22 protein-coding genes are annotated in these 21,692 nt (G+C 74.0%); 6 read left to right on the forward strand and 16 right to left on the reverse strand.

Annotated elements, in window-relative coordinates:
• Positions 1–28 precede the first annotated feature (28 nt).
• The 6 genes from aceE to fabF all read left to right on the forward strand — a co-directional run bounded on the left by aceE (position 29) and on the right by fabF (position 7,950).
• Complete coding sequence (gene aceE / locus AC0VX4_RS06455; protein ID WP_475464138.1) at positions 29–2,779, forward strand: pyruvate dehydrogenase (acetyl-transferring), homodimeric type; 2,751 nt, start codon at positions 29–31, stop codon at positions 2,777–2,779.
• 124 nt (positions 2,780–2,903) lie between these two features.
• Positions 2,904–4,106 (forward strand): PucR family transcriptional regulator, encoded by a 1,203-nt coding sequence (locus AC0VX4_RS06460; protein WP_145031810.1) that lies wholly within the window; start codon positions 2,904–2,906, stop codon positions 4,104–4,106.
• A gap of 107 nt (positions 4,107–4,213) precedes the next feature.
• The gene (locus AC0VX4_RS06465) at positions 4,214–5,137 is read left to right on the forward strand and encodes an ACP S-malonyltransferase (RefSeq protein WP_145031813.1); all 924 of its coding nucleotides are present in this window, start codon (positions 4,214–4,216) and stop codon (positions 5,135–5,137) included.
• A 32-nt stretch (positions 5,138–5,169) separates the two neighbouring features.
• Complete coding sequence (locus AC0VX4_RS06470; RefSeq protein ID WP_145031816.1) at positions 5,170–6,222, forward strand: beta-ketoacyl-ACP synthase III; 1,053 nt, start codon at positions 5,170–5,172, stop codon at positions 6,220–6,222.
• A 61-nt stretch (positions 6,223–6,283) separates the two neighbouring features.
• Positions 6,284–6,529, forward strand: coding sequence for an acyl carrier protein (locus tag AC0VX4_RS06475; RefSeq protein ID WP_002858017.1), 246 nt, complete (start codon positions 6,284–6,286; stop codon positions 6,527–6,529).
• A 176-nt stretch (positions 6,530–6,705) separates the two neighbouring features.
• Positions 6,706–7,950: a beta-ketoacyl-ACP synthase II gene (gene fabF / locus AC0VX4_RS06480; RefSeq protein ID WP_036340148.1), complete on the forward strand. Its 1,245-nt coding sequence runs from the start codon at positions 6,706–6,708 to the stop codon at positions 7,948–7,950.
• A gap of 28 nt (positions 7,951–7,978) precedes the next feature.
• On the opposite strand, the gene AC0VX4_RS06485 is transcribed toward fabF, so the two are convergent.
• From AC0VX4_RS06485 to AC0VX4_RS06560, 16 genes are all read right to left on the reverse strand, one after another.
• A complete protein-coding gene (locus AC0VX4_RS06485) occupies positions 7,979–8,482 on the reverse strand; it encodes a DUF3145 domain-containing protein (protein ID WP_145031819.1) in 504 nt (167 codons plus the stop codon).
• Between the two features lie 158 nt (positions 8,483–8,640).
• Complete coding sequence (locus tag AC0VX4_RS06490) at positions 8,641–9,681, reverse strand: tyrosine recombinase XerC (protein ID WP_145031822.1); 1,041 nt, start codon at positions 9,679–9,681, stop codon at positions 8,641–8,643.
• Positions 9,682–9,747: 66 nt separating this feature from the next.
• On the reverse strand, positions 9,748–11,022 hold the full coding sequence (locus AC0VX4_RS06495) for a DNA-processing protein DprA (protein ID WP_145031824.1): 1,275 nt from the start codon (positions 11,020–11,022) through the stop codon (positions 9,748–9,750).
• Positions 11,019–12,623: a YifB family Mg chelatase-like AAA ATPase gene (locus AC0VX4_RS06500; RefSeq protein ID WP_145031827.1), complete on the reverse strand. Its 1,605-nt coding sequence runs from the start codon at positions 12,621–12,623 to the stop codon at positions 11,019–11,021. Before AC0VX4_RS06500 ends, AC0VX4_RS06495 begins: the two co-directional genes overlap by 4 nt.
• On the reverse strand, positions 12,620–13,039 hold the full coding sequence (locus AC0VX4_RS06505; RefSeq protein WP_002853815.1) for a YraN family protein: 420 nt from the start codon (positions 13,037–13,039) through the stop codon (positions 12,620–12,622). The genes AC0VX4_RS06500 and AC0VX4_RS06505 overlap by 4 nt, the downstream gene beginning before the upstream one ends.
• Before the next feature lie 134 nt (positions 13,040–13,173).
• Positions 13,174–13,497 (reverse strand): DUF2469 domain-containing protein, encoded by a 324-nt coding sequence (locus AC0VX4_RS06510; RefSeq protein ID WP_002853817.1) that lies wholly within the window; start codon positions 13,495–13,497, stop codon positions 13,174–13,176.
• 116 nt (positions 13,498–13,613) lie between these two features.
• Positions 13,614–14,366 carry a ribonuclease HII gene (locus tag AC0VX4_RS06515; RefSeq protein ID WP_222959155.1) on the reverse strand — a complete coding sequence of 251 codons (753 nt, stop codon included), beginning with the start codon at positions 14,364–14,366 and terminating at the stop codon, positions 13,614–13,616.
• Entirely contained in the window at positions 14,363–14,962 is a 600-nt protein-coding gene (gene lepB / locus AC0VX4_RS06520; RefSeq protein ID WP_036381251.1) for a signal peptidase I, read from the reverse strand. Before lepB (AC0VX4_RS06520) ends, AC0VX4_RS06515 begins: the two co-directional genes overlap by 4 nt.
• Complete coding sequence (gene lepB, locus AC0VX4_RS06525) at positions 14,959–15,702, reverse strand: signal peptidase I (protein WP_144824307.1); 744 nt, start codon at positions 15,700–15,702, stop codon at positions 14,959–14,961. Before lepB (AC0VX4_RS06525) ends, lepB (AC0VX4_RS06520) begins: the two co-directional genes overlap by 4 nt.
• A 36-nt stretch (positions 15,703–15,738) precedes the next feature.
• Entirely contained in the window at positions 15,739–16,092 is a 354-nt protein-coding gene (gene rplS, locus AC0VX4_RS06530; protein ID WP_002853821.1) for a 50S ribosomal protein L19, read from the reverse strand.
• A 248-nt stretch (positions 16,093–16,340) separates the two neighbouring features.
• Positions 16,341–17,087: a tRNA (guanosine(37)-N1)-methyltransferase TrmD gene (gene trmD, locus AC0VX4_RS06535; protein ID WP_144824306.1), complete on the reverse strand. Its 747-nt coding sequence runs from the start codon at positions 17,085–17,087 to the stop codon at positions 16,341–16,343.
• A 3-nt stretch (positions 17,088–17,090) separates the two neighbouring features.
• Positions 17,091–17,678, reverse strand: coding sequence for a ribosome maturation factor RimM (gene rimM, locus AC0VX4_RS06540; protein ID WP_144824305.1), 588 nt, complete (start codon positions 17,676–17,678; stop codon positions 17,091–17,093).
• A 104-nt stretch (positions 17,679–17,782) separates the two neighbouring features.
• The gene (locus AC0VX4_RS06545) at positions 17,783–18,022 is read right to left on the reverse strand and encodes an RNA-binding protein (protein ID WP_144824352.1); all 240 of its coding nucleotides are present in this window, start codon (positions 18,020–18,022) and stop codon (positions 17,783–17,785) included.
• Positions 18,023–18,024: 2 nt separating this feature from the next.
• Positions 18,025–18,495 carry a 30S ribosomal protein S16 gene (rpsP, locus tag AC0VX4_RS06550; RefSeq protein WP_144824304.1) on the reverse strand — a complete coding sequence of 157 codons (471 nt, stop codon included), beginning with the start codon at positions 18,493–18,495 and terminating at the stop codon, positions 18,025–18,027.
• A 200-nt stretch (positions 18,496–18,695) separates the two neighbouring features.
• Positions 18,696–20,282 carry a signal recognition particle protein gene (gene ffh, locus AC0VX4_RS06555; protein WP_036381237.1) on the reverse strand — a complete coding sequence of 529 codons (1,587 nt, stop codon included), beginning with the start codon at positions 20,280–20,282 and terminating at the stop codon, positions 18,696–18,698.
• Between the two features lie 123 nt (positions 20,283–20,405).
• Entirely contained in the window at positions 20,406–21,668 is a 1,263-nt protein-coding gene (locus AC0VX4_RS06560) for an ammonium transporter (protein ID WP_475464139.1), read from the reverse strand.
• Positions 21,669–21,692 lie beyond the last annotated feature (24 nt).

The raw sequence follows: 21,692 nt of genomic DNA on the forward strand, positions 1-21,692 counted from the left end.
CCCCTCCGCACGAGAACCAGGAGGCACCGTGAGCGCAGCCGAAGAGAGCTCGCAGATCCGCAGCGGTCTGACCGACCAGCTCCCGGACAAGGATCCGCAGGAGACGTCGGAGTGGATCGAGTCCCTCGACGGACTCATCGAGGAGCGCGGCACGGAGCGGGCGCAGTACATCATGCGCTCCCTCATGCAGCGCGCGAGCGCCCAGTCCGTCGCCCTGCCCTACGTGACCACCACGGACTACGTGAACACGATCCCGGCGGACCAGGAGCCGGAGTACCCGGGTGACGAGGAGCTCGAGCGCCGCTACCGCAACTACCTGCGGTGGAACGCCATGGCCCTCGTGCAGCGCGCCCAGCGTGACGCTGTCGGCGTCGGCGGCCACATCTCCTCCTACGCGGGCCAGGCGACCCTCTACGAGGTGGGCCTGAACCACTTCTTCCGCGGCCAGGACCACCCGGGCGGCGGCGACCACATCTTCTTCCAGGGCCACTCCTCGCCGGGCAACTACGCCCGAGCCTTCCTCGAGGGCCGCCTGACCGAGCAGGACCTCGACGGCTTCCGCCAGGAGAAGTCCCGCCAGGGCCACGCCCTGCCCTCCTACCCGCACCCGCGGATGATGCCGCACTTCTGGCAGTACCCCACCGTGTCCATGGGCCTGGGGCCGATGAACGCCATCTTCCAGGCGCAGACCAACCGGTACCTGCACAACAACGGCATCAAGGACACCTCCGACCAGCACGTGTGGGCCTTCCTCGGCGACGGCGAGATGGACGAGCCCGAGTCGCGCGGTCAGCTGCACGTCGCGGCCAACGACAAGCTCGACAACCTCACCTTCGTCATCAACTGCAACCTGCAGCGTCTCGACGGGCCGGTGCGCGGCAACGGCAAGATCGTCCAGGAGCTGGAGTCCTACTTCCGGGGCGCCGGCTGGAACGTCATCAAGGTCCTGTGGGGCCGCGAGTGGGATCCGCTGCTCGAGGTCGACGACGAGGGCGAGCTCGTGCGCATCATGAACGAGACGCTCGACGGCGACTACCAGACCTACAAGGCCGAGTCCGGCGGCTTCGTGCGCGACCACTTCTTCGGCCGGTCCTCCGTCACCAAGGAGATGGTGGCGGACATGACCGACGACGAGATCTGGGGCCTCAAGCGCGGCGGCCACGACTACAAGAAGGTCTACGCCGCCTACAAGGCCGCCATGGAGCACAAGGGCCAGCCCACCGTGATCCTGGCCCACACCATCAAGGGCTACGGCCTGGGCAAGTCCTTCGAGGGCCGCAACGCCACCCACCAGATGAAGAAGCTGACGGTGGACGACCTCAAGGTGTTCCGGGACCGCCACCGCATCCCGATCTCGGACGAGCAGATCGAGAAGGACCCGTACAACATCCCGTACTACCACCCGGGTGCCGACGCACCGGAGATCACGTACATGATGGAGCGGCGCAAGGAGCTGGGCGGCTTCGTGCCGGAGCGGCGCAGCGAGTACCACGCGATCCCGCTGCCCCCGGAGTCCGCGTACAAGCAGGCACGCAAGGGATCGGGCAAGCAGCAGGCCGCCACGACCATGGCGTTCGTGCGCCTGCTCAAGGACCTGATGCGGGACAAGAACATGGGACCGCGCTTCGTGCCGATCATCCCGGACGAGGCCCGCACCTTCGGCATGGACTCGTTCTTCCCGACCGCGAAGATCTACAACCCCAAGGGCCAGAACTACCTGTCCGTGGACCGGGACCTGTTCCTGTCCTACAAGGAGTCCCCGCAGGGGAAGATCTACCACGTCGGCATCAACGAGGACGGCGCCACCGCGGCGTTCAACGCAATTGGCACGTCGTACTCCACGCATGGCGAGCCGATGATCCCGGTTTACATCTTCTACTCGATGTTCGGCTTCCAGCGGACCGCGGACAACATCTGGGCCGCAGGCGACCAGCTCGCGCGCGGCTTCATGATCGGTGCCACCGCCGGGCGCACCACCCTCGCCGGCGAGGGCACCCAGCACATGGACGGTCACTCCCCCGTCCTGGCGTCCACGAACCCGGCCGTGAAGCACTACGACCCGGCGTACTCGTACGAGATCGCCCACATCGTGCGCCAGGGCCTGGAGGACATGTACGGCGACCACGACCGCGGGGACGACGTCCGCAACGTCATCTACTACCTCACGGTGTACAACGAGCCGATCACCCACATCGAGGAGCCCGAGGGCCTCGACGTGGAGGGCCTGCTCAAGGGCATCTACCGCCTCTCCGAGGGCCAGGGCGACGGCCCGAAGGTCCAGCTCCTGGGCTCCGGCGTCTCCGTGCCGTGGGCGCTCGACGCCCAGCGGATCCTCTCCGAGGAGTGGGGCGTGAACGCCTCCGTGTGGTCGGTGACCTCCTACAACGAGCTGTACCGCGACGCCGTCGCGGCGGAGAAGGACGCCCTGAAGGACCCGTCCGCCACCCCGCGCGTGCCCTACGTGACGCAGGCGCTGCAGGGGGCCGAGGGCCCGATCGTGGCCACCTCGGACTACTCCACCTCGTGGACGAACCAGATCCGCCCGTTCGTGCCGAACCGCTTCTCGGCGCTCGGCGCCGACGAGTTCGGCTTCGCGGACACCCGCGCCGCCGCCCGTCGGTACTTCCTCATCGACACCCACTCGATGGTGGTCCGCGCGCTGCAGCTCCTCGAGGAGGAGGGCGAGGTCGAGCGGGGCACGGCCGCGAAGGCGCACGAGAAGTACCGCCTGGACGACGTCAACGCCGGCACCACCGGCAGCGCGGGCGGCGACGCCTGACCCGTACGCCGCGGGGAGGCTGACGCCCTCCCGTCCCGACGCCGGCCGCCCGCCTCCGCCACGGAGGCGGGCGGCCGGCGTCGTCGCTGTAGGAACCCCACAACACGCGCCTAGGATGGAGCGCATGCCCGAGCCCCGCCCCGCCGCCCCACGCCCCGTGAGCACCGACGGGCTGGCCCGCCTCAGGAGCCACCTGGGGGCACTGAACACGGCGGTGCTGCAGCGGCTGGACGCCACCCTGCCCTGGTACCGCCGACTCACCCCGGACGAGCGCAGCGCCCTCGGGCTCGTGGCCCAACGCGCCCTGCAGGGCTTCCTCTCGTGGTTCGAGCGGCCCACCTCCACAGGCCACGTCCTGCAGGACGTCTTCGGGCCCGCGCCCACCGATCTCACCCGGGCGATCTCGCTGCAGCGGGCCCTCCAGCTCATCCGGACGATGGTGGACGTCGTCGAGACGCGGGTGCCGGAGCTGCTGGCCGAGCGCGACCAGGCGCCCGTCCGGGAGCACATCCTCCACTACTCGCGCGAGGTCGCGTTCGCACTCGCGGACGTCTACGCCCGGGCCGCGGAGATGCGCGGTGCGATGGACTCGCGGCTCGAGTCGGTCCTGCTGGACGCGGTGCTGCGCGGGCAGGACCCGGACGAGATCCGGCATCGGGCCACGGCGCTGGGCTGGCGTGGGGACCACGACGTGATGGTCATGGCCGGTCTCGCCCCGGGGCAGGACAAGCCCGCGTTCATCCCGGACCTGCGGCGGGCCGCGGCGAGGCTCGACTGTGACCTGCTCGTGGGCGTGCAGTCCGAACGGCTCGTCCTCGTGGTCGGCTCGGTGCGGGACGCGCGGGCGGTGGGCGAGGCGCTCGCGCCCTGGTTCGCGCCGGGACCGGTGATCGTGGGACCCGTCGTGGACTCGCTGGTCTCGGCGCACGTCTCGGCCCGGCACACCCTGGCCGGGCTCAGCGCGGCGGCCGCCCACCCCCGGGCGAGCCGGCCCACCCCGGCGGAGGACCTGCTGCCCGAGCGGGCGCTGCTGGGCGACCCCACGGCCCGGGAGGCCCTCGTGGACGGGGTGTTCACACCCCTGGCCGACGCCGGCACCTCCCTGCTGGAGACCGTGGACGCGTACGGTGCGCTGGGCCACTCGCTCGAGGGCACGGCCCGCGAGCTGTTCGTCCACGCGAACACCGTGCGGTACCGCCTCAAGCGGGTGGCCGAGGTGACCGGCTGGGACCCGCTGGTCCCCCGCGACGCGTACGTCCTGCAGACCGCGATCACCCTGGGCCGGCTCGCGGGGGCGCGGCCGACGAACGGGGCCGGGTCGGACTGAGCCGACTCGGCACACCCCCCCCCCTTGTAGAAACCCTCCAAACCGACTCGCCGTGCTTCGTGGCGCGATCTGCCCGGGATGGCGGCCGATCCTGACACGATGGAGGAATGCTTGCCATCGTGTGCCCCGGTCAGGGGTCCCAGACGCCCGGCTTCCTCGCCCCCTGGCTCGAGCTGGACGGGACCCGCGACCTGCTCGCATCCCTCTCCGACGCCGCGGGCGTGGACCTGATCCGCCACGGCACCGAGTCGGACGAGGAGACCATCAAGGACACCGCCGTCGCCCAGCCGCTGATCGTGGCGGCCGGCCTGGTGGCCGCCGCGGCCCTCGAGGCGGACGCCGCCGCACCGGAGTCGACCGTCGTGGCCGGCCACTCCGTGGGCGAGATCACCGCGGCCGCCGTCACCGGCGTGCTGTCCCCCGCCGAGGCCCTCTCCCTGGTGCGCGTGCGCGCCACCGGCATGGCCCGGGCCGCCGCGGCCACGCCCACGGGCATGGCCGCCGTCGTGGGCGGGGACCAGGACGAGGTCCTCGCGGCCATCGAGGCGGCGGGCCTGACGCCGGCCAATGTCAACGGCGCCGGCCAGATCGTCGCCGCCGGCACCGCGGAGGCCCTCGGCGCGCTCGCCGAGTCCGCCCCCGCCCGCACCCGCGTGATCCCGCTCAAGGTGGCCGGTGCGTTCCACACGGAGCACATGCGCCCCGCCGTGGACGACCTCGCGGCCCACGTCGCGGACCTCTCCCCCTCGGACCCGCGCCTGCCCCTGCTGTCCAACCGGGACGGCGAGGCCGTCGAGTCCGGCACGGACGTGCTCGCCCGGATCGTGGACCAGGTCACCCGACCGGTCCGCTGGGACCTGTGCATGGCGACCATGGCCGCGCGGCAGGTCACGGGGGTCCTGGAGCTGCTGCCCGGTGGCACACTGACCGGACTGGCCAAGCGCGGCCTCAAGGGCACAGCGCAGCTCGCCCTGAAGACCCCCGAGGACCTGGACGCCGCGCGGGCGTTCCTGGCCGAGCACTCGGCCTGAACCCCGCGCACCGCCCGGCAGAGAGAGGCACCATGACCGTCACCCTGAAGCAGCACGAGCGCCCCGCGGCCAGCCGCATCGTGGCCGTGGGCGCCTACCGCCCGGCGAACCTGGTCCCGAACGAGGACCTCATCGGCCCCATCGACTCGTCGGACGAGTGGATCCGCCAGCGCACCGGCATCGTCACCCGCCAGCGCGCCACAGCGGAGGAGACCGTGCCCGTCATGGCCGTGGGCGCCGCCCGGGAGGCCCTCGAGCGGGCCGGCCTGCAGGCCTCGGACCTGGACGCCGTGATCGTCTCGACCGTCACCTTCCCGCACGCCACCCCCTCGGCCGCGGCCCTCGTGGCGCACGAGATCGGCGCCACCCCGGCGCCCGCCTACGACGTCTCCGCCGCGTGCGCCGGCTACTGCTACGGCGTGGCCCAGGCCGACGCCCTCGTGCGCTCCGGCACCGCGCGGCACGTGCTCGTGGTCGGCGTCGAGCGCCTCTCCGACGTCGTGGATCCCACGGACCGCTCCATCTCCTTCCTGCTGGGCGACGGCGCGGGCGCCGTGATCGTCTCGGCCTCGGACGAGCCGGGCATCTCCCCCTCGGTGTGGGGCTCGGACGGGGAGCGCTGGTCCACGATCTCCATGACGCACTCGCAGCTGGAGCTGCGCGATGCCGTGGAGCACGCCCGCACCACGGGCGACGCCTCGGCGATCACCGGCGCGGAGGGGATGCTCTGGCCCACGCTGCGCCAGGACGGGCCCTCCGTCTTCCGCTGGGCCGTGTGGTCGATGGCGAAGGTGGCCCGCGAGGCCCTCGACGCCGCGGGCGTGGAGCCCGAGGACCTCGCCGCGTTCATCCCGCACCAGGCCAACATGCGGATCATCGACGAGTTCGCCAAGCAGCTGAAGCTGTCGGAGTCCGTCGTCGTGGCCCGGGACATCGCGGACGCCGGCAACACGTCGGCCGCGTCCATCCCGCTGGCCATGCACCGGCTGCTGGAGGAGAACCCCGAGCTCTCCGGCGGCCTGGCCCTGCAGATCGGCTTCGGCGCCGGGCTGGTCTACGGCGCCCAGGTGGTCCGCCTCCCCTGAGGCGGCGCCGTCTGATTCACTGTCCACGTACACCCCACACCCCTACCGAAGGAGACGCCCCATGGCTTCCAAGGAAGAGATCCTCGCCGGCCTCGCCGAGATCGTGAACGAGGAGACCGGCCTCGACGCCGCCGAGGTGCAGCCGGAGAAGTCCTTCACGGACGATCTGGACATCGACTCGATCTCGATGATGACCATCGTGGTCAACGCCGAGGACAAGTTCGGCGTGAAGATCCCGGACGAGGAGGTCAAGAACCTCAAGACCGTCCAGGACGCCGTCGACTTCATCGACGGCGCCCAGGCCTGATCGGCCCACGACGGCGGCGGGCCCGGCCCGTCCCGTCCCCTCGGTGAGCGCCGGGGGCGCGTGAGCGCCCCCGGCCCCCGACACCCCCGACTTCCGGCACCCCGGCGAGCGCCGCGCGTCGTGCCGACGACACCCCTCCGCCCGATCCCCACTCGAGACCCAGAGGCAGCAGACCCATGACCCGCACCGCAGTGATCACCGGCCTCGGCGCCACCACGCCCATCGGCGGCGACGTGCCCACCTTCTGGTCCCACGCCCTGCAGGGCGTCTCCGGTGCGCGCACCATGGAGCACGACTGGGTGGAGAAGTACGAGCTGCCCGTCACCTTCGCGGCCGAGCTGGCCGTGCCCACCTCCGAGGTCCTCTCCAAGGTGGAGCAGAAGCGCCAGGACCCGGCCACCCAGATGGCGACCGTCGCCGCGCGCGAGGCCTGGAAGGACGCCGGCCTCGAGGGCGCGGAGGTCGACGGCGACCGGCTCGCCGTGGCCTTCGGCACCGGCATCGGCGGCGTGTGGACCCTCCTGGACGGCTGGGACACCCTGCGCGAGCGCGGCCCGCGCCGCGTGCTGCCCATGACCGTCCCGATGCTCATGCCCAACGGCGCCGCCGGGGCGCTCTCCCTCGAGTTCGGCGCCCGCGCCGGCGCCCGCACCGTGGTGTCCGCGTGCGCCGCCGGCACCGAGGCGCTCGAGACCGCGCTGCTGCTCATCCGCTCCGGCCAGGCCGACGTCGTGATCTGCGGCGCCGCCGAGGCCGCCGTGCACCCGCTGCCGATGGCCGCGTTCGCCGCGATGCAGGCGCTGTCCAAGCGCAACGACGACCCGCAGGCCGCGTCCCGCCCCTACGACGTGGACCGCGACGGCTTCGTCCTCGGCGAGGGCGCCGGCGTCATGGTGATCGAGTCGGAGGAGCACGCGAAGGCTCGCGGCGCCCGCGTGTACGCCGAGCTGGCCGGCGCGGGCGTCAGCTCCGACTCCCACCACATCACCGCGCCCGAGCCCGAGGGCCTGGGCGCGACCCGTGCGATGCGCGCCGCACTGAGGTCGGCCGACATCACCCCCGAGGACGTGTGCCACGTGAACGCCCACGCGACGTCCACACCGAAGGGCGACGCCCCGGAGTACCTGGCCATGCGGGCCGTGTTCGGCGACCACCTGGACCAGGTGCAGGTCTCGGCCACGAAGTCCCAGACCGGCCACCTGCTGGGCGCCTCGGGTGCGATCGAGTCGATCCTGTCCGTGCTCGCCGTCCACCACGGCCAGGCGCCCGTGACCATCAACCTGGACCACCAGGACCCGGAGATCCCGCTGAACGTGGTCACCGGCTCCCCCGCCCGCCTGCCCGAGGGGCCGCGGGTGGCCGTGAAGAACTCGTTCGGCTTCGGCGGCCACAACGCGGTGGCCGTGTTCCGCAGCGTCTGAGCCGGAGCGTCGCCGGCCGGGCGAGGGGTCAGACGGCGCGGTGCAGCCAGCGCACGTTGGCGTGGGCGGCGGCCAGCCGGAACGGCTCGAGCTCATCGTCCCAGGCCTCGCCGAGCGCGAGGGAGAGTTCGTGCATCAGCACGCTGGGGTCGCCCGCGCCGGCCTCATAGGCGTACCGGATGCGGTCCTCGGAGACCATGATGTTGCCGGAGACGTCCGTGGTGGCGTGGAAGATGCCGAGGTCCGGGGTGTGGGACCAGCGCGAGCCGTCGACACCGGCGGACGGCTCCTCGGTGATCTCGAAGCGCAGGTGCGGCCAGCCGCGCAGGGCCGAGGCCAGGCGCGCACCGGTGCCGGCGGGCGCCGTCCAGCGCACCTCGGCGCGGTGCTGGCCGGGCGCGACCGACTGACCCTCCCACTCCACCGAGGTCGCGGGGCCGAGCACGGAGCTCAGCGCCCACTCCACGTGGGGGCAGAGGGCGGTGGGGGCGGAGAGGATGTGGACCACGCCGCGGGTCTGGGTGCTGGTCATGGATGCCTCCGAGGGTGCGATGCGGTGCGTCTTCCCCTACGACCACGTCGCGGCTCCGGTGGATCCTGGGGCCATTGTGCACCAGGGACGCTGGGCCGGCAACGGGGCGGTGCGGCGCCCTGCGTGTCGCGGCGGGGCCGTGGAGGGGCTGGGCGGCGTCAGGCGCGAGGGTGGGCCTGCCGATAGCCCTCGCGGAGGCGATCGATCGAGACGTGCGTGTAGACCTGTGTGGTGCGCAGGGACGCATGTCCCAGCAGTTCCTGCACGCTGCGCAGGTCGGCGCCGCCGTCGAGGAGGTGGGTCGCGGCCGTGTGGCGCAGTGCGTGCGGCCCGCGGGCCGCGGTGTCCCCCAGGCCCTCGAGCGCCCGGTCGACGACGGTGCGCGCCTGGCGCACCCCCAGCCGGCCACCGCGCGCGCCGAGGAAGAGGGCGGGGCCGGAGTCCGGCCGGGCCAGGCGGGGGCGACCGAGCCGCTGCCACACCTGGAGGGCGCGGCCCGCGGGTGCGCCGTAGGGGACGGTGCGCTGCCGGTCGCCCTTGCCGGTCAGTCGGACGACGCCGCGGCCGGCCTCGAGGTCATCCACGTCCAGGGCGGAGAGTTCGGCCACCCGGGCGCCGGTGGCGTAGAGCAGCTCGAGCAGGGCGGCGTCCCGCAGGGCCAGGGCGTGGGCGGCGGGATCGTCGCCCGCGGCGGCGGCGTCCACATGCTCCTGGGCGGCCGCGAGGAGCCGCCTCGCCTGCTGCTCCTGGAGCACGTGGGGCAGCGTCCCCTCGGGTCGGGGCGAGCGCAGCCGCAGGGCGGGGTCGTCCGCGCGCAGGCCCTCCCGGCGCAGCCAGGCCGTGAAGGTGCGGACGGCGGCCACGCGGCGGGCCAGGGTCGCGCGGGCGAGGCCGGCCCCGCTCATGGCCGCCAGCCAGCCGCGCAGGTCCTCGATGTCCAGCTCGGCCAGGACGTCCGGTGCGCTGGGCGTGCGGCGGACAGGGGCGTCGTCGTCCGCGGCGGGCGACCCCGAGGTGCCCGCTGTGCCGGCGACGTGGTCGATGAGGGCGCGCAGATCGGCGAGGTACGCGCGCGCGGTCTGGGGGCTGCGGTTCCGCTCGTGACGCAGGTGCTCCTCGAACGCCTCGAGCCAGGCCGTGTCCCGGGGCGAGGGGGCGCGGGGGGCCGGGGCGGGACGGGCGGAGGACGACGGGGCCATCCCCCCACTCTGCCATCCGCGCCCACGGACATCGCGGCGCGCGGTCCGAGAGCACGGGGCCGGAGGTCATCCCCGCCGCCACCGGTCCTCGACCCGCTCGGCCAGACCCGCCCGCTGCAGCCGGGACAGGCAGGCCAGGACGGTGGGCAGCGCGAGCCCGGCGCTGACGGTGATCCGGTCGACGGGCACTGCCTGGCGCAGGGGCAGCGCCTCGTGGACGAGGGCCTCCTCCATCGTGAGCCCGTCCGTGGGCCGCACGGCGGACTCGGGAGCCTCCCGGGCGGAGGTCCTCCCGCCCGTGCCGCCGCTCCGGGCGGGCCCCTGACCGAGCAGCGCGAGGGCCTCCTGCTCGGTGGTCACGAGACGGGCGGGGCTCTCCTGCAGCAGACGGTGGCAGCCGGCCGAGCTGGGCGAGGTCACGGGGCCGGGGACCACGCCCACCTCGCGGCCGAGGCCGAACGCGTGGCCCGCCGTGTTCTGCGCTCCCGAACGCCAGCGCGCCTCGACCACCAGCACGGCCCCCGCGAGCGCGGCGATGACCCGGTTGCGCTGCAGGAACCGGTAGCGCGTGGGGCTCGCACCGGGCGGCATCTCGGACACGAGCAGCCCGGCGGCCATCACCTCGCGGAGCAGGTCCTCGTGGCCGGCCGGGTAGAACCGGTCGAGGCCGCCGGCCAGCACCGCCACCGTGGGCGGGACGCCGCCACGATCCGCCGCGTCTTCCGGTGCGGCGGGCGCCTGCAGAGCGGCCCGGTGGGCGGCGCCGTCGATGCCGTAGGCGCCACCGGAGATCACGCACGCGCCCTGCTGGACGGCGTGGGCGGCACAGCGGGCCGTCACGGTCCGCCCGTACGCGGTCGCCTCCCGGCTGCCGACGACGGCGAGCGTCCGGCCCGCGGGAGGCAGCGTTCCGGCGCCGCGGAACCACAGACCCAGGGGTGCCTCCTCGCCCAGGTCCGCCAGGGCGGCGGGCCAGGCGTCGTCCTCGGGGATCAGCAGGCCTCCCCCGAGCCGGTGCAGAGTCACGAGGTCGCGCTCCGGCTCCAGCCGGGCGGCCCGGGGCGCCCAGCGGGCCAACCCCGCGGCCCAGCGCCGGGGCAGCGTGTCGGGCGTGCCGGCGAGATCGGCGAGCAGATCGCGTTCGGCGGGCTGGATCGTCTCCCGGCCCGTGAGCAGGGCGAGCGCCCGCTCCGGCCCCAGCGCCGTGACGGTCTGCACCGCGAGCGCGTCCCCGGGCTCGACCAGCCGGGTCAGGGCGGCGCGGGCGAGCCGGGCGGCGTCCGGCCGGCGCGGCCCGGCGACGGGGACGTGGTCTGCCGCCGGGGTGACGTGGGTGGTCATGCGTCCTCCTCGTTCTGGTGGCGCAGCGTGAGTGCCACGTCGGTGTCCTCGGGTGCGGGCCGTTCGGCGCCACGCAGGTCTGCCAGGGTCCAGGCGAGGCGCAGGACGCGGGCGTGGCCGCGCGCGCTCAGCAGGCCCTGGTCGACGGCGTCGTCCGCGGGCCGGCGGGCCGCCCGGGGCACGGCGTACGGGCCGTGCCGCAGCACCCCGGCGGGGACGTGCGCGTTGCGGCGCAGCCCGGACGGGACGAGCCCGCGCTCGGCGGCGGCGGCCCAGCGCCGGGCCTGGCGGTCGGCGGCCGCGGCGACCCGGGCGGCCACCTGCGACGTGGTCTCGGAGGCGGGCGCCCCCGTGAGCTGCCGCGCTTCGACGGGCCGCACGGTGACCTGCAGGTCGACGCGGTCCAGCAGCGGCCCGGAGAGCCGCTGGGCGTAGCGGCGGCGTTCGGGCACGCTGCACCGGCACTCGACGCCCGTGCCGCCGCCCTTGCCGCACGGGCAGGGGTTGGCGGCCAGCACGAGCTGGAACCGGGCCGGGTAGACGACGGCGCCGAGGGCCCGGTGCAGCAGCACCTCCCCGGACTCGAGGGGCTGGCGCAGCGCCTCGAGGGTGCGTCGTTCGAACTCGGGGGCCTCGTCCAGGAACAGCACGCCGCCGTGGGCGAGGGAGGCCGCTCCCGGCCGGGCGAGGCCGCTGCCGCCGCCCACGAGGGCCGAGCGGGACGCCGAGTGGTGGGGCGCCTCGAACGGCGGGGTCCTGTCGATGTCGCCGTCGAACCCCTCGGACGTCCCGCCCCTGCGCCGGACATGCGCGTCGCCGCCGCGGAGGGAGCGCAGGGCGGCGCACTCGAGCGCGGTGCGCCGGTCCAGGGGCGGCAGGATTCCGGGCAGGCGCTCGGCGAGCATGGTCTTGCCCGCCCCCGGGGCGCCCATGAGCAGCAGGTGGTGGGCGCCGGCGGCGGCGACCTCGAGCGCGAACCGGGCCTCGGCCTGCCCGGCGACCTCGGCGAGGTCGGGCACCGCACGGGCCGGCTCCGGTTCCGGGGCTGTCACCTGCCGTCGGGCCGGGCGGCGGGGCACCTCTCCGTCCGGTTCCCCGCCGAAGGCGCGGATGACGTCGTGCAGATGGGCGAAGCCGCGGACCTCGGCGCCGGGGACCAGTCGGGCCTCGGCCTCCGCATCCTCGGCGACGACCACCTCGGAGCACCCCGCGTCGACGGCGGCCATCACCATGGCCACGGTCTCCGGCGAGCGGTGCAGGGCGCCGTCGAGGCCGAGCTCGGCCAGGAACACGGGCCCCTCGACGTTCCGCACCCGCCCGTCCGCGGCGTAGGCCGCCAGGACGATCGCCAGGTCGTGGCAGGCGCCTCGCTTGTGCACCCCCGCCGGCAGCAGGTTCACGGTCAGGTGCCGCCGGGTCAGGGGCAGTCCGGCGTTGCGCGCGGCGGAGCGGATGCGGTCCCGGCTCTCCTGCAGCGCCTGGTCCGGCAGGCCGAGGAGGGTGAACCCGGGCAGGGACTGGGCGATGTCCGCCTCGACGTGCACGACCTCCCCGCGCAGACCCGCCAGCGTGATGGAGCGGGTGCGTCCGATGCCGCTCACGGCCGCACGTCCTGCAGCAGGTCGAAGCGGATCCCTCCCGTGCGCGGCACCAGCACGGCGACGGCGTCGACGCGCCAGGGCGTCCCCCGGCGGTCCGCGGCGTGGGCCCGCACCCACGCCGCGGTGAGGCGGTGCAGCCGGGTGAGCTTGCGCCGGTCGATCGACTCGAACGGGTCGCCGAAGGCCAGGCCCGAGCGGGTCTTCACCTCGACGCCCACCCACCAGCCGGCGTGGTGGGCCACGATGTCCAGCTCTCCGGCCTCGCCCCGCCAGTTGCGGTCGGCGATCACGTAGCCGCGCTCGGCGAGCCAGCGCGCGGCGGCGTCCTCGCCGAACCGGCCCAATGCCGTGTGCGCGCGGCTGGCGCGCCTGTCTCCGGGCGGCTGCGCCCCGATCCGTTCCGCGGTCCCCGTCATCCCGACCACCTCCTGGGCACCAGGGTGGTCCCGAGCAGGGTCGCCGGGTGGGTGGCGGCGGGGATTGTGCGGGGCCGGACGCCTGTGCAGGAGTGGACGTCGGCGTCCCGCCCTCGGGGCCGATCAGGGGTGGGTCAGCTCGGCAGCTGGCCGTCCGGCGGGACCGTCAGGTCCTCGGTGGGAAGCTCCTCGATGTTCACGTCCTTGAAGGTCAGCACCTTCACGCGCTTGATGAACCGCTGCGTGCGGTACACGTCCCACACCCAGGCGTCCTCGAGCAGGATCTCGAAGAACACGTCCCCGTCCGCCTGGCGGGGCGTCAGCCGCACGTCGTTGGCGAGGTAGAAGCGCCGCTCGGTCTCCACGACGTAGCGGAACAGGCCCACCACGTCCCGGTACTCGCGGTAGAGCAGCAGCTCGGCCTCGGCCTCGAAGTCCTCGACGTCGTCTGCGCTCATGACATGCCTCCTCAGTGTTCGCCGCGCACCCGCGACAGTCCGGGCACGCACGGCCTCCATCCTCCCCCGTCCGGGGGTCGCACGTCGAACGGGCAGCCACGCCCAGCCCCAGGGACTCAGTCGAACAGGGTGGGCGGCCCCTCCGCGGGCGCGCCCGGCAGCCCGAGGTTCCAGCTGCGCCGGTGCTGCTCGCTCGCCCCGCGCTCGGCCAGGGCGGCCCGGTGCGCGGCCGAGCCGTACCCCTTGTTCCCGGCCCACCCGTACCCGGGGTGCTCCGTGTCGAGGGCGATCATGACGTCGTCGCGGGCCACCTTCGCGGCGATCGACGCGGCCGCCACCGTCGCGCACCGATCCTCGGCCCGCACCAGCATCGTGGGCACGGGCGGCAGCGGACGCGGCGCGGGCGCGGGGCCGGCGTCGGGATCGGAGCGGCTCAGCCAGTCGTCCCGGCCGTCGAGCACGAGGGCGACCGGCTCCTGCCCCACCGCGGCGCACAGCGCCGCCCACGCCCGTCGCCCGGCGAGGCCGAGGGCCGCCGAGATCCCGAGCGCGTCGATCTCCGCGGGGCTGGCCTCGCCCAGCGCCACCCCGGCCGCCCAGTCCTCGATCTGCGGGATCAGGACGCGCCGGCGTCGGTCCGTGAGCGCCTTCGAGTCGCGCACCGGAGGGATCTGCCCCGCGGCGGGCAGCCAGACGGCGCATACCCCGACGACGACAGGCCCGGCCAGTGCGCCCCGGCCCACCTCGTCCATGCCCGCCACGAGCACCCGGTCCACTCCCCGCGCGGCGAGGACCGGCGCGGCCAGCCCCGCCTCAACGTCCAGGCCGGCGCGCACCGTCGGCCGGCCACCGCCCCGGCGGGCGGTCACGTGCGGGCCTCCGGCGCGGGCGCGTCCGGCACGGCGGCGAACGCGTCGGGGTCGGCGCCGGCGCCACCGATCCGGTCCAGCGGCCAGACCACGAACCGGGCGCGGCCCACCACGTCGTCGAGGGCCACGAACCCGCCCCCGGGCCCGGCGCGGTGCGCGCGGGAGTCCGCCGACGCCGAGCGATGGTCGCCGAGCACCCACAGCCGCCCCGCGGGGACGGTCACCTCGAACGCCTCCTGCGCGGGCGTCTCCCCCGGCGCGAGGTACGGCTCCTCCACGGGCACCCCGTTCACGCGCAGCGTCTCCTCGCCGGGTGTCCAGGAGACGATGTCCCCCGGCAGCCCGACGGCCCGCTTGATCACGTGGCCGCCCCCGGGCAGCCAGCCCTTCGTGTCCTCGAACACCACCACGTCACCGCGGCGCACCGGGAACGGATCCGGGGTGAGCAGCGTGGCGACCACGCGGTCGCCGGCCCGCAGCCCGGGCTCCATGGACGAGGACGGGATGGCGTACATGCGCGCCAGGAAGGCCCACGCCAGCACGCAGGCGAGTACGGTCACGGCGGCCGCGATCAGCGCGGTGCGGCGCCCCGTCACGGCGTGTCCCCGGAGGGGGCGTCCACGGTCCCGCGGCGGGACAGGGGCCACACGATCTCCGCGGCCCGGCCCTCGACCCGCTCGAGCGGGATCAGCCCGCCGCCGGGGGCGCCCAGCAGTGCGCGGGAGTCCCGGGAGGCGGCGCGGTGGTCGCCCAGGACGACCATGCGCCCGTCGGGCACCTCGAAGGACCAGGTCCCCGCCGCGGCCGGCTCGTCTGCGGTCACGGGCCTGCCGAGATAGGGCTCGTCCAGCGGCTCACCGTTGCGCAGCAGCCGGCCGTCCGGGGCACAGCACTCGAGGCGGTCCCCCGGCAGGGCCAGCACGCGTTTGACGAACACGTCCTCGGCCGCGCCGACGCCCCACCACCGGGCGACGTCCTCGAGGCCGCGCTCGAGCGATCCGGCCGAACGGTACGGCGCCAGGCTGCCGGCGCCGTCGAACACCACCACGTCGCCGTGGTGCAGGCCCTGCCCGCCGGCCGCGGCGGCGTCCACCCGCACGCGGTCGCCGGGCTGCAGGGCCGGCTCCATCGACCCGGAGGGGATGAGGTAGACGGGGCCGGTGAGGGCCCGCAGCACCGCGGCCACCACGACGGCGGCCACCACGGTCAGGCCGAGCCTCGCCCACCAGCGGCTCGCGCCGGAGGCGGGGGCCGCCGTCGTGCTCGAGGAGGAGCCGGCCCCGGACGCGACGGAGCCCCGTGACCGGCGGGGGTCACGGGGCTCCGAGGTGCGCATGGGTCGATCACCGGTCGGCGGGGCCGACCGGGATGATCACTTGGCGTCGGCGCGCTTCTCGCGGATGCGGGCGGCCTTGCCGTGGCGGTCGCGCATATAGTACAGCTTCGCGCGGCGCACGTCGCCCTTGGTGACGACCTCGATCTTGTCGATGACCGGGGAGTGCACCGGGAACACGCGCTCCACGCCGATGCCGAAGGACACCTTGCGGACGCGGAAGGTCTCGCGCACGCCGTAGCCCTGACGGCCCATGACGTAGCCCTGGAACACCTGGACACGGGCGGTCTTGCCCTCGATGATGTTCACGTGCACCTTGACGGTGTCGCCGGGGGCGAACTCCGGGATGTCGTCGCGCAGCGTCTTCTTGTCGAACGAGTCGAGAATGTGCATGTCGTCTCTCCTGGCGGATGCCACAGGTCAACCGCGTGGTATGCGGGCGCACGGTCCGTCCACGTCCGCATGACGAGGGGGCCGGGTCCCGAGCCGAGGGCCGGGCTCCGCACGTGGGGTGCGGTCCCGGGGTCCGATCCGTTGACGCGCGCCCCCTGTGGCAGGTCGGGCGTCCGGCGGACACGAGGATCCATTATGCCACAGCCGATGACGCCGCGACGCCCCTCCGGCCCGTCGGGCGCGGCGGGTCAGTCCTCGGAGTCGTACGCCGCCCACAGGTCCGGTCGCCGCTCGCGCGTGCGCTCCTCCTGCTGGGCCCGACGCCAGGCCGCGACCTTGCCGTGGTCGCCCGAGAGCAGCACGGGCGGCACCGCACGGCCCCGCCAGTCCGCGGGCTTGGTGTAGACCGGGTACTCCAGCAGGCCGTCCTCGTGGGACTCCTCGACGAGCGAGGCCGGGTTGCCCACGACGCCCGGCACGAGGCGGCCGACGGCCTCGATCATCGCCAGCGCCGCGACCTCGCCGCCGTTGAGCACGTAGTCGCCCAGCGAGACCAGCCGCACCTCGAAGAGCTCCTCGGCCCAGCCGAAGACGCGCTCGTCGATCCCCTCGTAGCGGCCGCACGCGATCGCCACGTGCTCCCGGCCCGCCAGTTCCCGGGCGAACCGCTGGGTGAAGCGCTCCCCCGAGGGCGTCGGCACGAGCAGCACGGGGCGGTCCCCCGGCTCCGCCGACGACGACTCGGCGGGGGCCGGTGACACGGGCCCCTCGGCCGCCACGTGCTCGAGCGCGAGCGCCCACGGCTCCGGTTTCATCACCATGCCGGCGCCGCCGCCGTAGGGCGTGTCGTCCACGGTGCGGTGCCGGTCGAAGGTGAAGTCGCGCAGGTCGTGGACGTGCACGTCCACGAGGCCCTCGCGGCGGGCACGGCCCAGCAGCGAGACGTCGAGCACCGCGAGGTACTCGGGGAAGATCGTGACGACGTCGAAGCGCACCGCTCAGTCCTCCGCATCCGCATCGGCGGGCCCGTCTGCGGCGTCCTCGTCCTCGCCGGTGGCGAGCTCGAGCAGCCCCGGCGGCGGGGTCAGCACGAGCACGCCGGCCTCGGAGTCGATCTCCGGGACGATCTCCTCGACGAAGGGCACCAGGGCCTCCTCCTCGACGCCGTCCAACGCGACGTGCAGCAGATCCTGGACCGCCCCGGTGGTCAGGGCCGTGACGACGCCGACGCGCTCGCCCTCGACCCGCACCTCGAGGTCCACGAGGTCCTCCTCGTACCACTCGTCGGACTCCTCGGGCGCGGCGGGAACGGCGAACAGCTGGGCGCCGCGCAGGGTCTCGGCGACGTTGCGGTCCGGCGACTCGGCGAAGCCGACCACGAGGATCTGCTTGTTCCACCGGGCGCGGGTGACGGTGAGCTCCGCCGGCAGGCCCGGGGCGCCGTCGCGCACCACGAGGCGCTCGCCGGGGGCGAAGCGGGCGTCCGGGTCGTCGGTGAAGACCTGCACGGTCACCTCGCCGCGGATGCCGTGCGGCTTGCCGATGCGGGCGACGCGGACGAGGTCGTCCTGGGCTGCGGGACTCATGGGCTCTCCTGGGTGGGACGGTCGGTGGCGGGAGGGGGCGGGACCGCAGACGACGACGGCCCGCCGGCCCGGTGAGGGGCGGGCGGGCCGTGCGTCACGGGCCGTCAGGAGCGGCGGTCGGTCTCCACCACGTCCACGCGGACGGGGTGGTCGGCCAGGCCGTCCAGCACGGTGCGCAGCGCGGTGGCGGTGCGACCCTGGCGGCCGATCACGCGACCCAGGTCCTCGGGGGCCACGCGGACCTCCAGCATGTCGCCGCGCCGCTGGGAGCGGGCGTCCACGCGGACCGCCTCGGGCGTGTCCACGATGCCGCGCACCAGGTGCTCGAGGGCCTCGGTCAGCATGGTCACTCGGACTTCTCGGCGTCCTCGGCCGGAGCCTCAGCGGCCTCCTCGGCCGGAGCCTCAGCGGCCTCCTCGGCCGGAGCCTCGGCGGCCTGCTCGGACTCGGCCGGGGCCTCCTCCTGCTTCGGCTCCTCCGGCAGGATGACCGAGCCCTTCTCGGGGGCCACGAAGGCCTCCTTCTCGGACTTGGACTTCAGGGTGCCCTCGGCGCCCGACTCGCCCTTGAACTTCTGCCAGTCACCGGTGACCTTCAGCAGCGCGGCGACCTGCTCGGTCGGCTGGGCGCCGACGGAGAGCCAGTACTGGGCGCGCTCCGAGTCGATCTCGATGAACGAGGGCTCCTCGGTGGGGTGGTACTTGCCGATCTCCTCGATGGCACGGCCATCGCGGCGGGTGCGCGAGTCCATGACGACGACGCGGTAGAACGGGGCGCGGATCTTGCCGAACCGCTTCAGACGAATCTTGACAGCCACGAGTGTGGTTCTCCTTCAGTGGATCTGGGGGGCCGGGGCACGACGCCGCGTGGGGGCAGCGGGCGTCGACGACCTAGCACACGGAACGGAGCGCAGCGGAGGATAGAGGGTCGTCCGGGCTCACGCTCAGTACCGTGCCATTCTGCCAGATCGGGCGGGCCGGTGCACACCCGGCGCGCCGCGACCGGGCAGCGGGCGGCTCAGCGGTCCTTGAGGTACTTCTCGAAGCCCGCCGGCAGGTTGAGGGTGGACGGGTCGAAGCCGTCCATCCCCGCACCGTCGCGGCCGAACACGGCCCCGGCCTGTGCCTGGGCGGCGCGGGCGCGCCGCTCCTCGATCGCCTTGCGCTCGGCCGCGGCCTTGGCGGGGTTGCCGGACTTCACGCGATCGCGCTTGGCGTTCTTGCCCTTGCCCTTCGCCTTGCGGGAGGCGCCGCCCGGCATGCCGGGCATGCCGGGGATGCCACCGCCGGCGGCCATGCGCTTCATCATCTTCTGCGCCTCGGCGAAGCGCTCGAGCAGGCCGTTGACCTCGGACACGCTCACACCCGAGCCGCGGGCGATGCGGGCACGGCGCGAGCCGTTGATGATCTTGGGGGCCACGCGCTCGTGCGGGGTCATCGAGTGGATGATCGCCTCGACGCGGCCGATCGACGACTCGTCGAACTGCTCGAGCTGCTGCCGCATGCCCTGGGCGCCCGGCATCATCATGAGCATCTTCTTCAGCGAGCCCATCTTCTTGAGCTGCTGCATCTGGGCGAGGAAGTCGTCGAGGGTGAAGTCCTCCTGGTCCGCGAACTTGCGGGCCATCTTCTCGGCCTCGGTGCGGTCCCAGTTCTGCTCGGCCTGCTCGATCAGGGAGAGCACGTCGCCCATGTCGAGGATGCGCGAGGCCATGCGGTCCGGGTGGAAGACCTCGAAGTCCTTCAGGCCCTCGCCCGTGGAGGCGAACATGATCGGCTTGCCGGTCACGTGGCGGACGGACAGCGCGGCGCCGCCGCGCGCGTCGCCGTCGAGCTTGGTGAGCACGACGCCGGTGAAGCCGACGCCCTCGTTGAACGCCTGGGCCGTGGCCACGGCGTCCTGGCCGATCATCGCGTCGATGACGAAGAGCACCTCGTCCGGGTCCACGGCGGCGCGGATGTCCGCGGCCTGCTGCATGAGCTCGGCGTCCACGCCGAGGCGGCCGGCGGTGTCGATGATGACCACGTCGTGGTACTTCGTGTTGGCCTCGGCGACGCCGTCGCGGGCCACCTGCACCGGGTCGCCGGTGGCGGCCTCGAACTCGGAGGAGACGCCGGGGTGCGGCGCGTAGACCGGGACGCCGGCGCGCTCGCCGCCGACCTGCAGCTGCTTCACGGCGTTCGGGCGCTGGAGGTCGCAGGCCACGAGCAGCGGGGTGTGGCCCTGGGACTTGAGCAGGTGGGCGAGCTTGCCGGCGAGGGTCGTCTTGCCGGCGCCCTGCAGGCCCACGAGCATGATGACGGTGGTGCCCGTCTTGGCGTGCTGGATGCGCCGGGTCTCGCCGCCGAGGATGCCCACGAGCTCCTCGTTGACGATCTTCACGACCTGCTGGCCCGGGTTCAGGGCCTGGGCCACCTCGGCGCCGAGGGCGCGCTCCTTGATCTGCGCGATGAACTGGCGAACCACGGGCACGGCGACATCGGCGTCCAGGAGGGCGCGGCGGATCTCGCGTGCGGTGGCGTCGATGTCCGCCTCGCTCAGCCGCCCCTTGCCCTTGAGGCTGCGGAAGGTGGCTGTGAGGCGGTCGGACAGGGAGTTGAACACGGCGGGTGTGATCCTTCGAAGCGGGGTCGACTGAGCCGGACGCGGTCGGTCGCGGGCGCCGCGGCATCCACCGCGGCGCCCGCCAAGCCTAGCAACCGACCGGCCTCACCCGTCCGCGGCGGCTCACCGCGCCTCGGCGGGGACGGGCACCCCGCCGAAGCCGACGTCGTAGGCCGACTCGTCGTGCAGGGTCAGATCGACGCCCCGCTCCTCGTCCTCCTTGCTCACCCGCAGGCCCATGGTCCCGCGCAGGACCAGGGCGATGGCCGTGGTCACCACGGCGGTGAAGACCACGGCGACGAGCACGGCCACCGTCTGGGCCACCAGGAGACCGGCGTCTCCGCCGTAGAACAGGCCCGCCCGGCCCTCGTCCGGCAGGGCGAAGAAGCCGATCAGCACGGTGCCCAGGATGCCGGAGGTGAGGTGCACGCCGACGACGTCGAGCGAATCATCGAAGCCGAGGCGGTACTTGAGGTTGACCGCGAGCGCGCTGGCCGCACCGGAGACGAGGCCGATCACCACGGCCCCCAGGGGGCTCACGAAGGCGCACGCGGGCGTGATGGCGACCAGGCCCGAGACGATCCCGGACGCGGTGCCGATCGAGGTCGGCCGGCCGCGGCGCAGCCACTCCACGAACACCCAGCCGAGCATGCCGGCGGCGCCGGCGGCGAGGGTGTCCACCAAGATCAGTCCGAGCTCGTCGACACCGCCCGCCGCGCCCCCGTTGAACCCGAACCAGCCGAACCACAGCAGGGCCGCGCCGAGCATGGTGAACGGGACGTTGTGCGGCCGGTGGCCGGGGTCCACGCCGAAGCCGTGGCGCTTGCCCAGCATCAGCGCGAGCACGAGGGCGGCCACGCCGGCGCTGATGTGCACCACGAGGCCACCGGCGAAGTCGAGGGCCTCCCCCAGGCGGGCGCCGATGGCGCCGTCCGCGGAGAGGAGACCGCCGCCCCACACCATGTAGGCCAGCGGGGCGTAGACGACGGTGGTCCAGACGGGCACGAAGACGCACCACGTGACGAACTTGAAGCGGTCGGCCACCGCGCCGGAGATGAGGGCGACCGCGATGATCGCAAAGGTGGCGCCGTAGGCCGCCGCGACGAGCCCGCCCTCGGCCATCGTGCCGGTCAGCCCGAGGTCACCGGCCGGGTTCCCCACCACCCCGGCCCACCCGTCGCCACCGGTCATCCCGTGGACCCACAGGACCCAGACGACGCCGACGAGGCCCATCGAGACGAAGGACATCATGATCATGTTGAGCGAGGACTTCGCGCGGGTCATGCCGCCGTAGAAGATGGCCAGTCCGGGTGTCATGAGCAGGACCATCGCCGCGCTCGTCACCATCCACACTGTCCCTGCGTCCAGGACGTTCGACTCCTCCATGGGGGTCTCCTTCGGTCCGGGCCG

Source organism: Micrococcus sp. 63XJN7_8_ISO-PGPR-S23-253 (assembly GCF_056173425.1).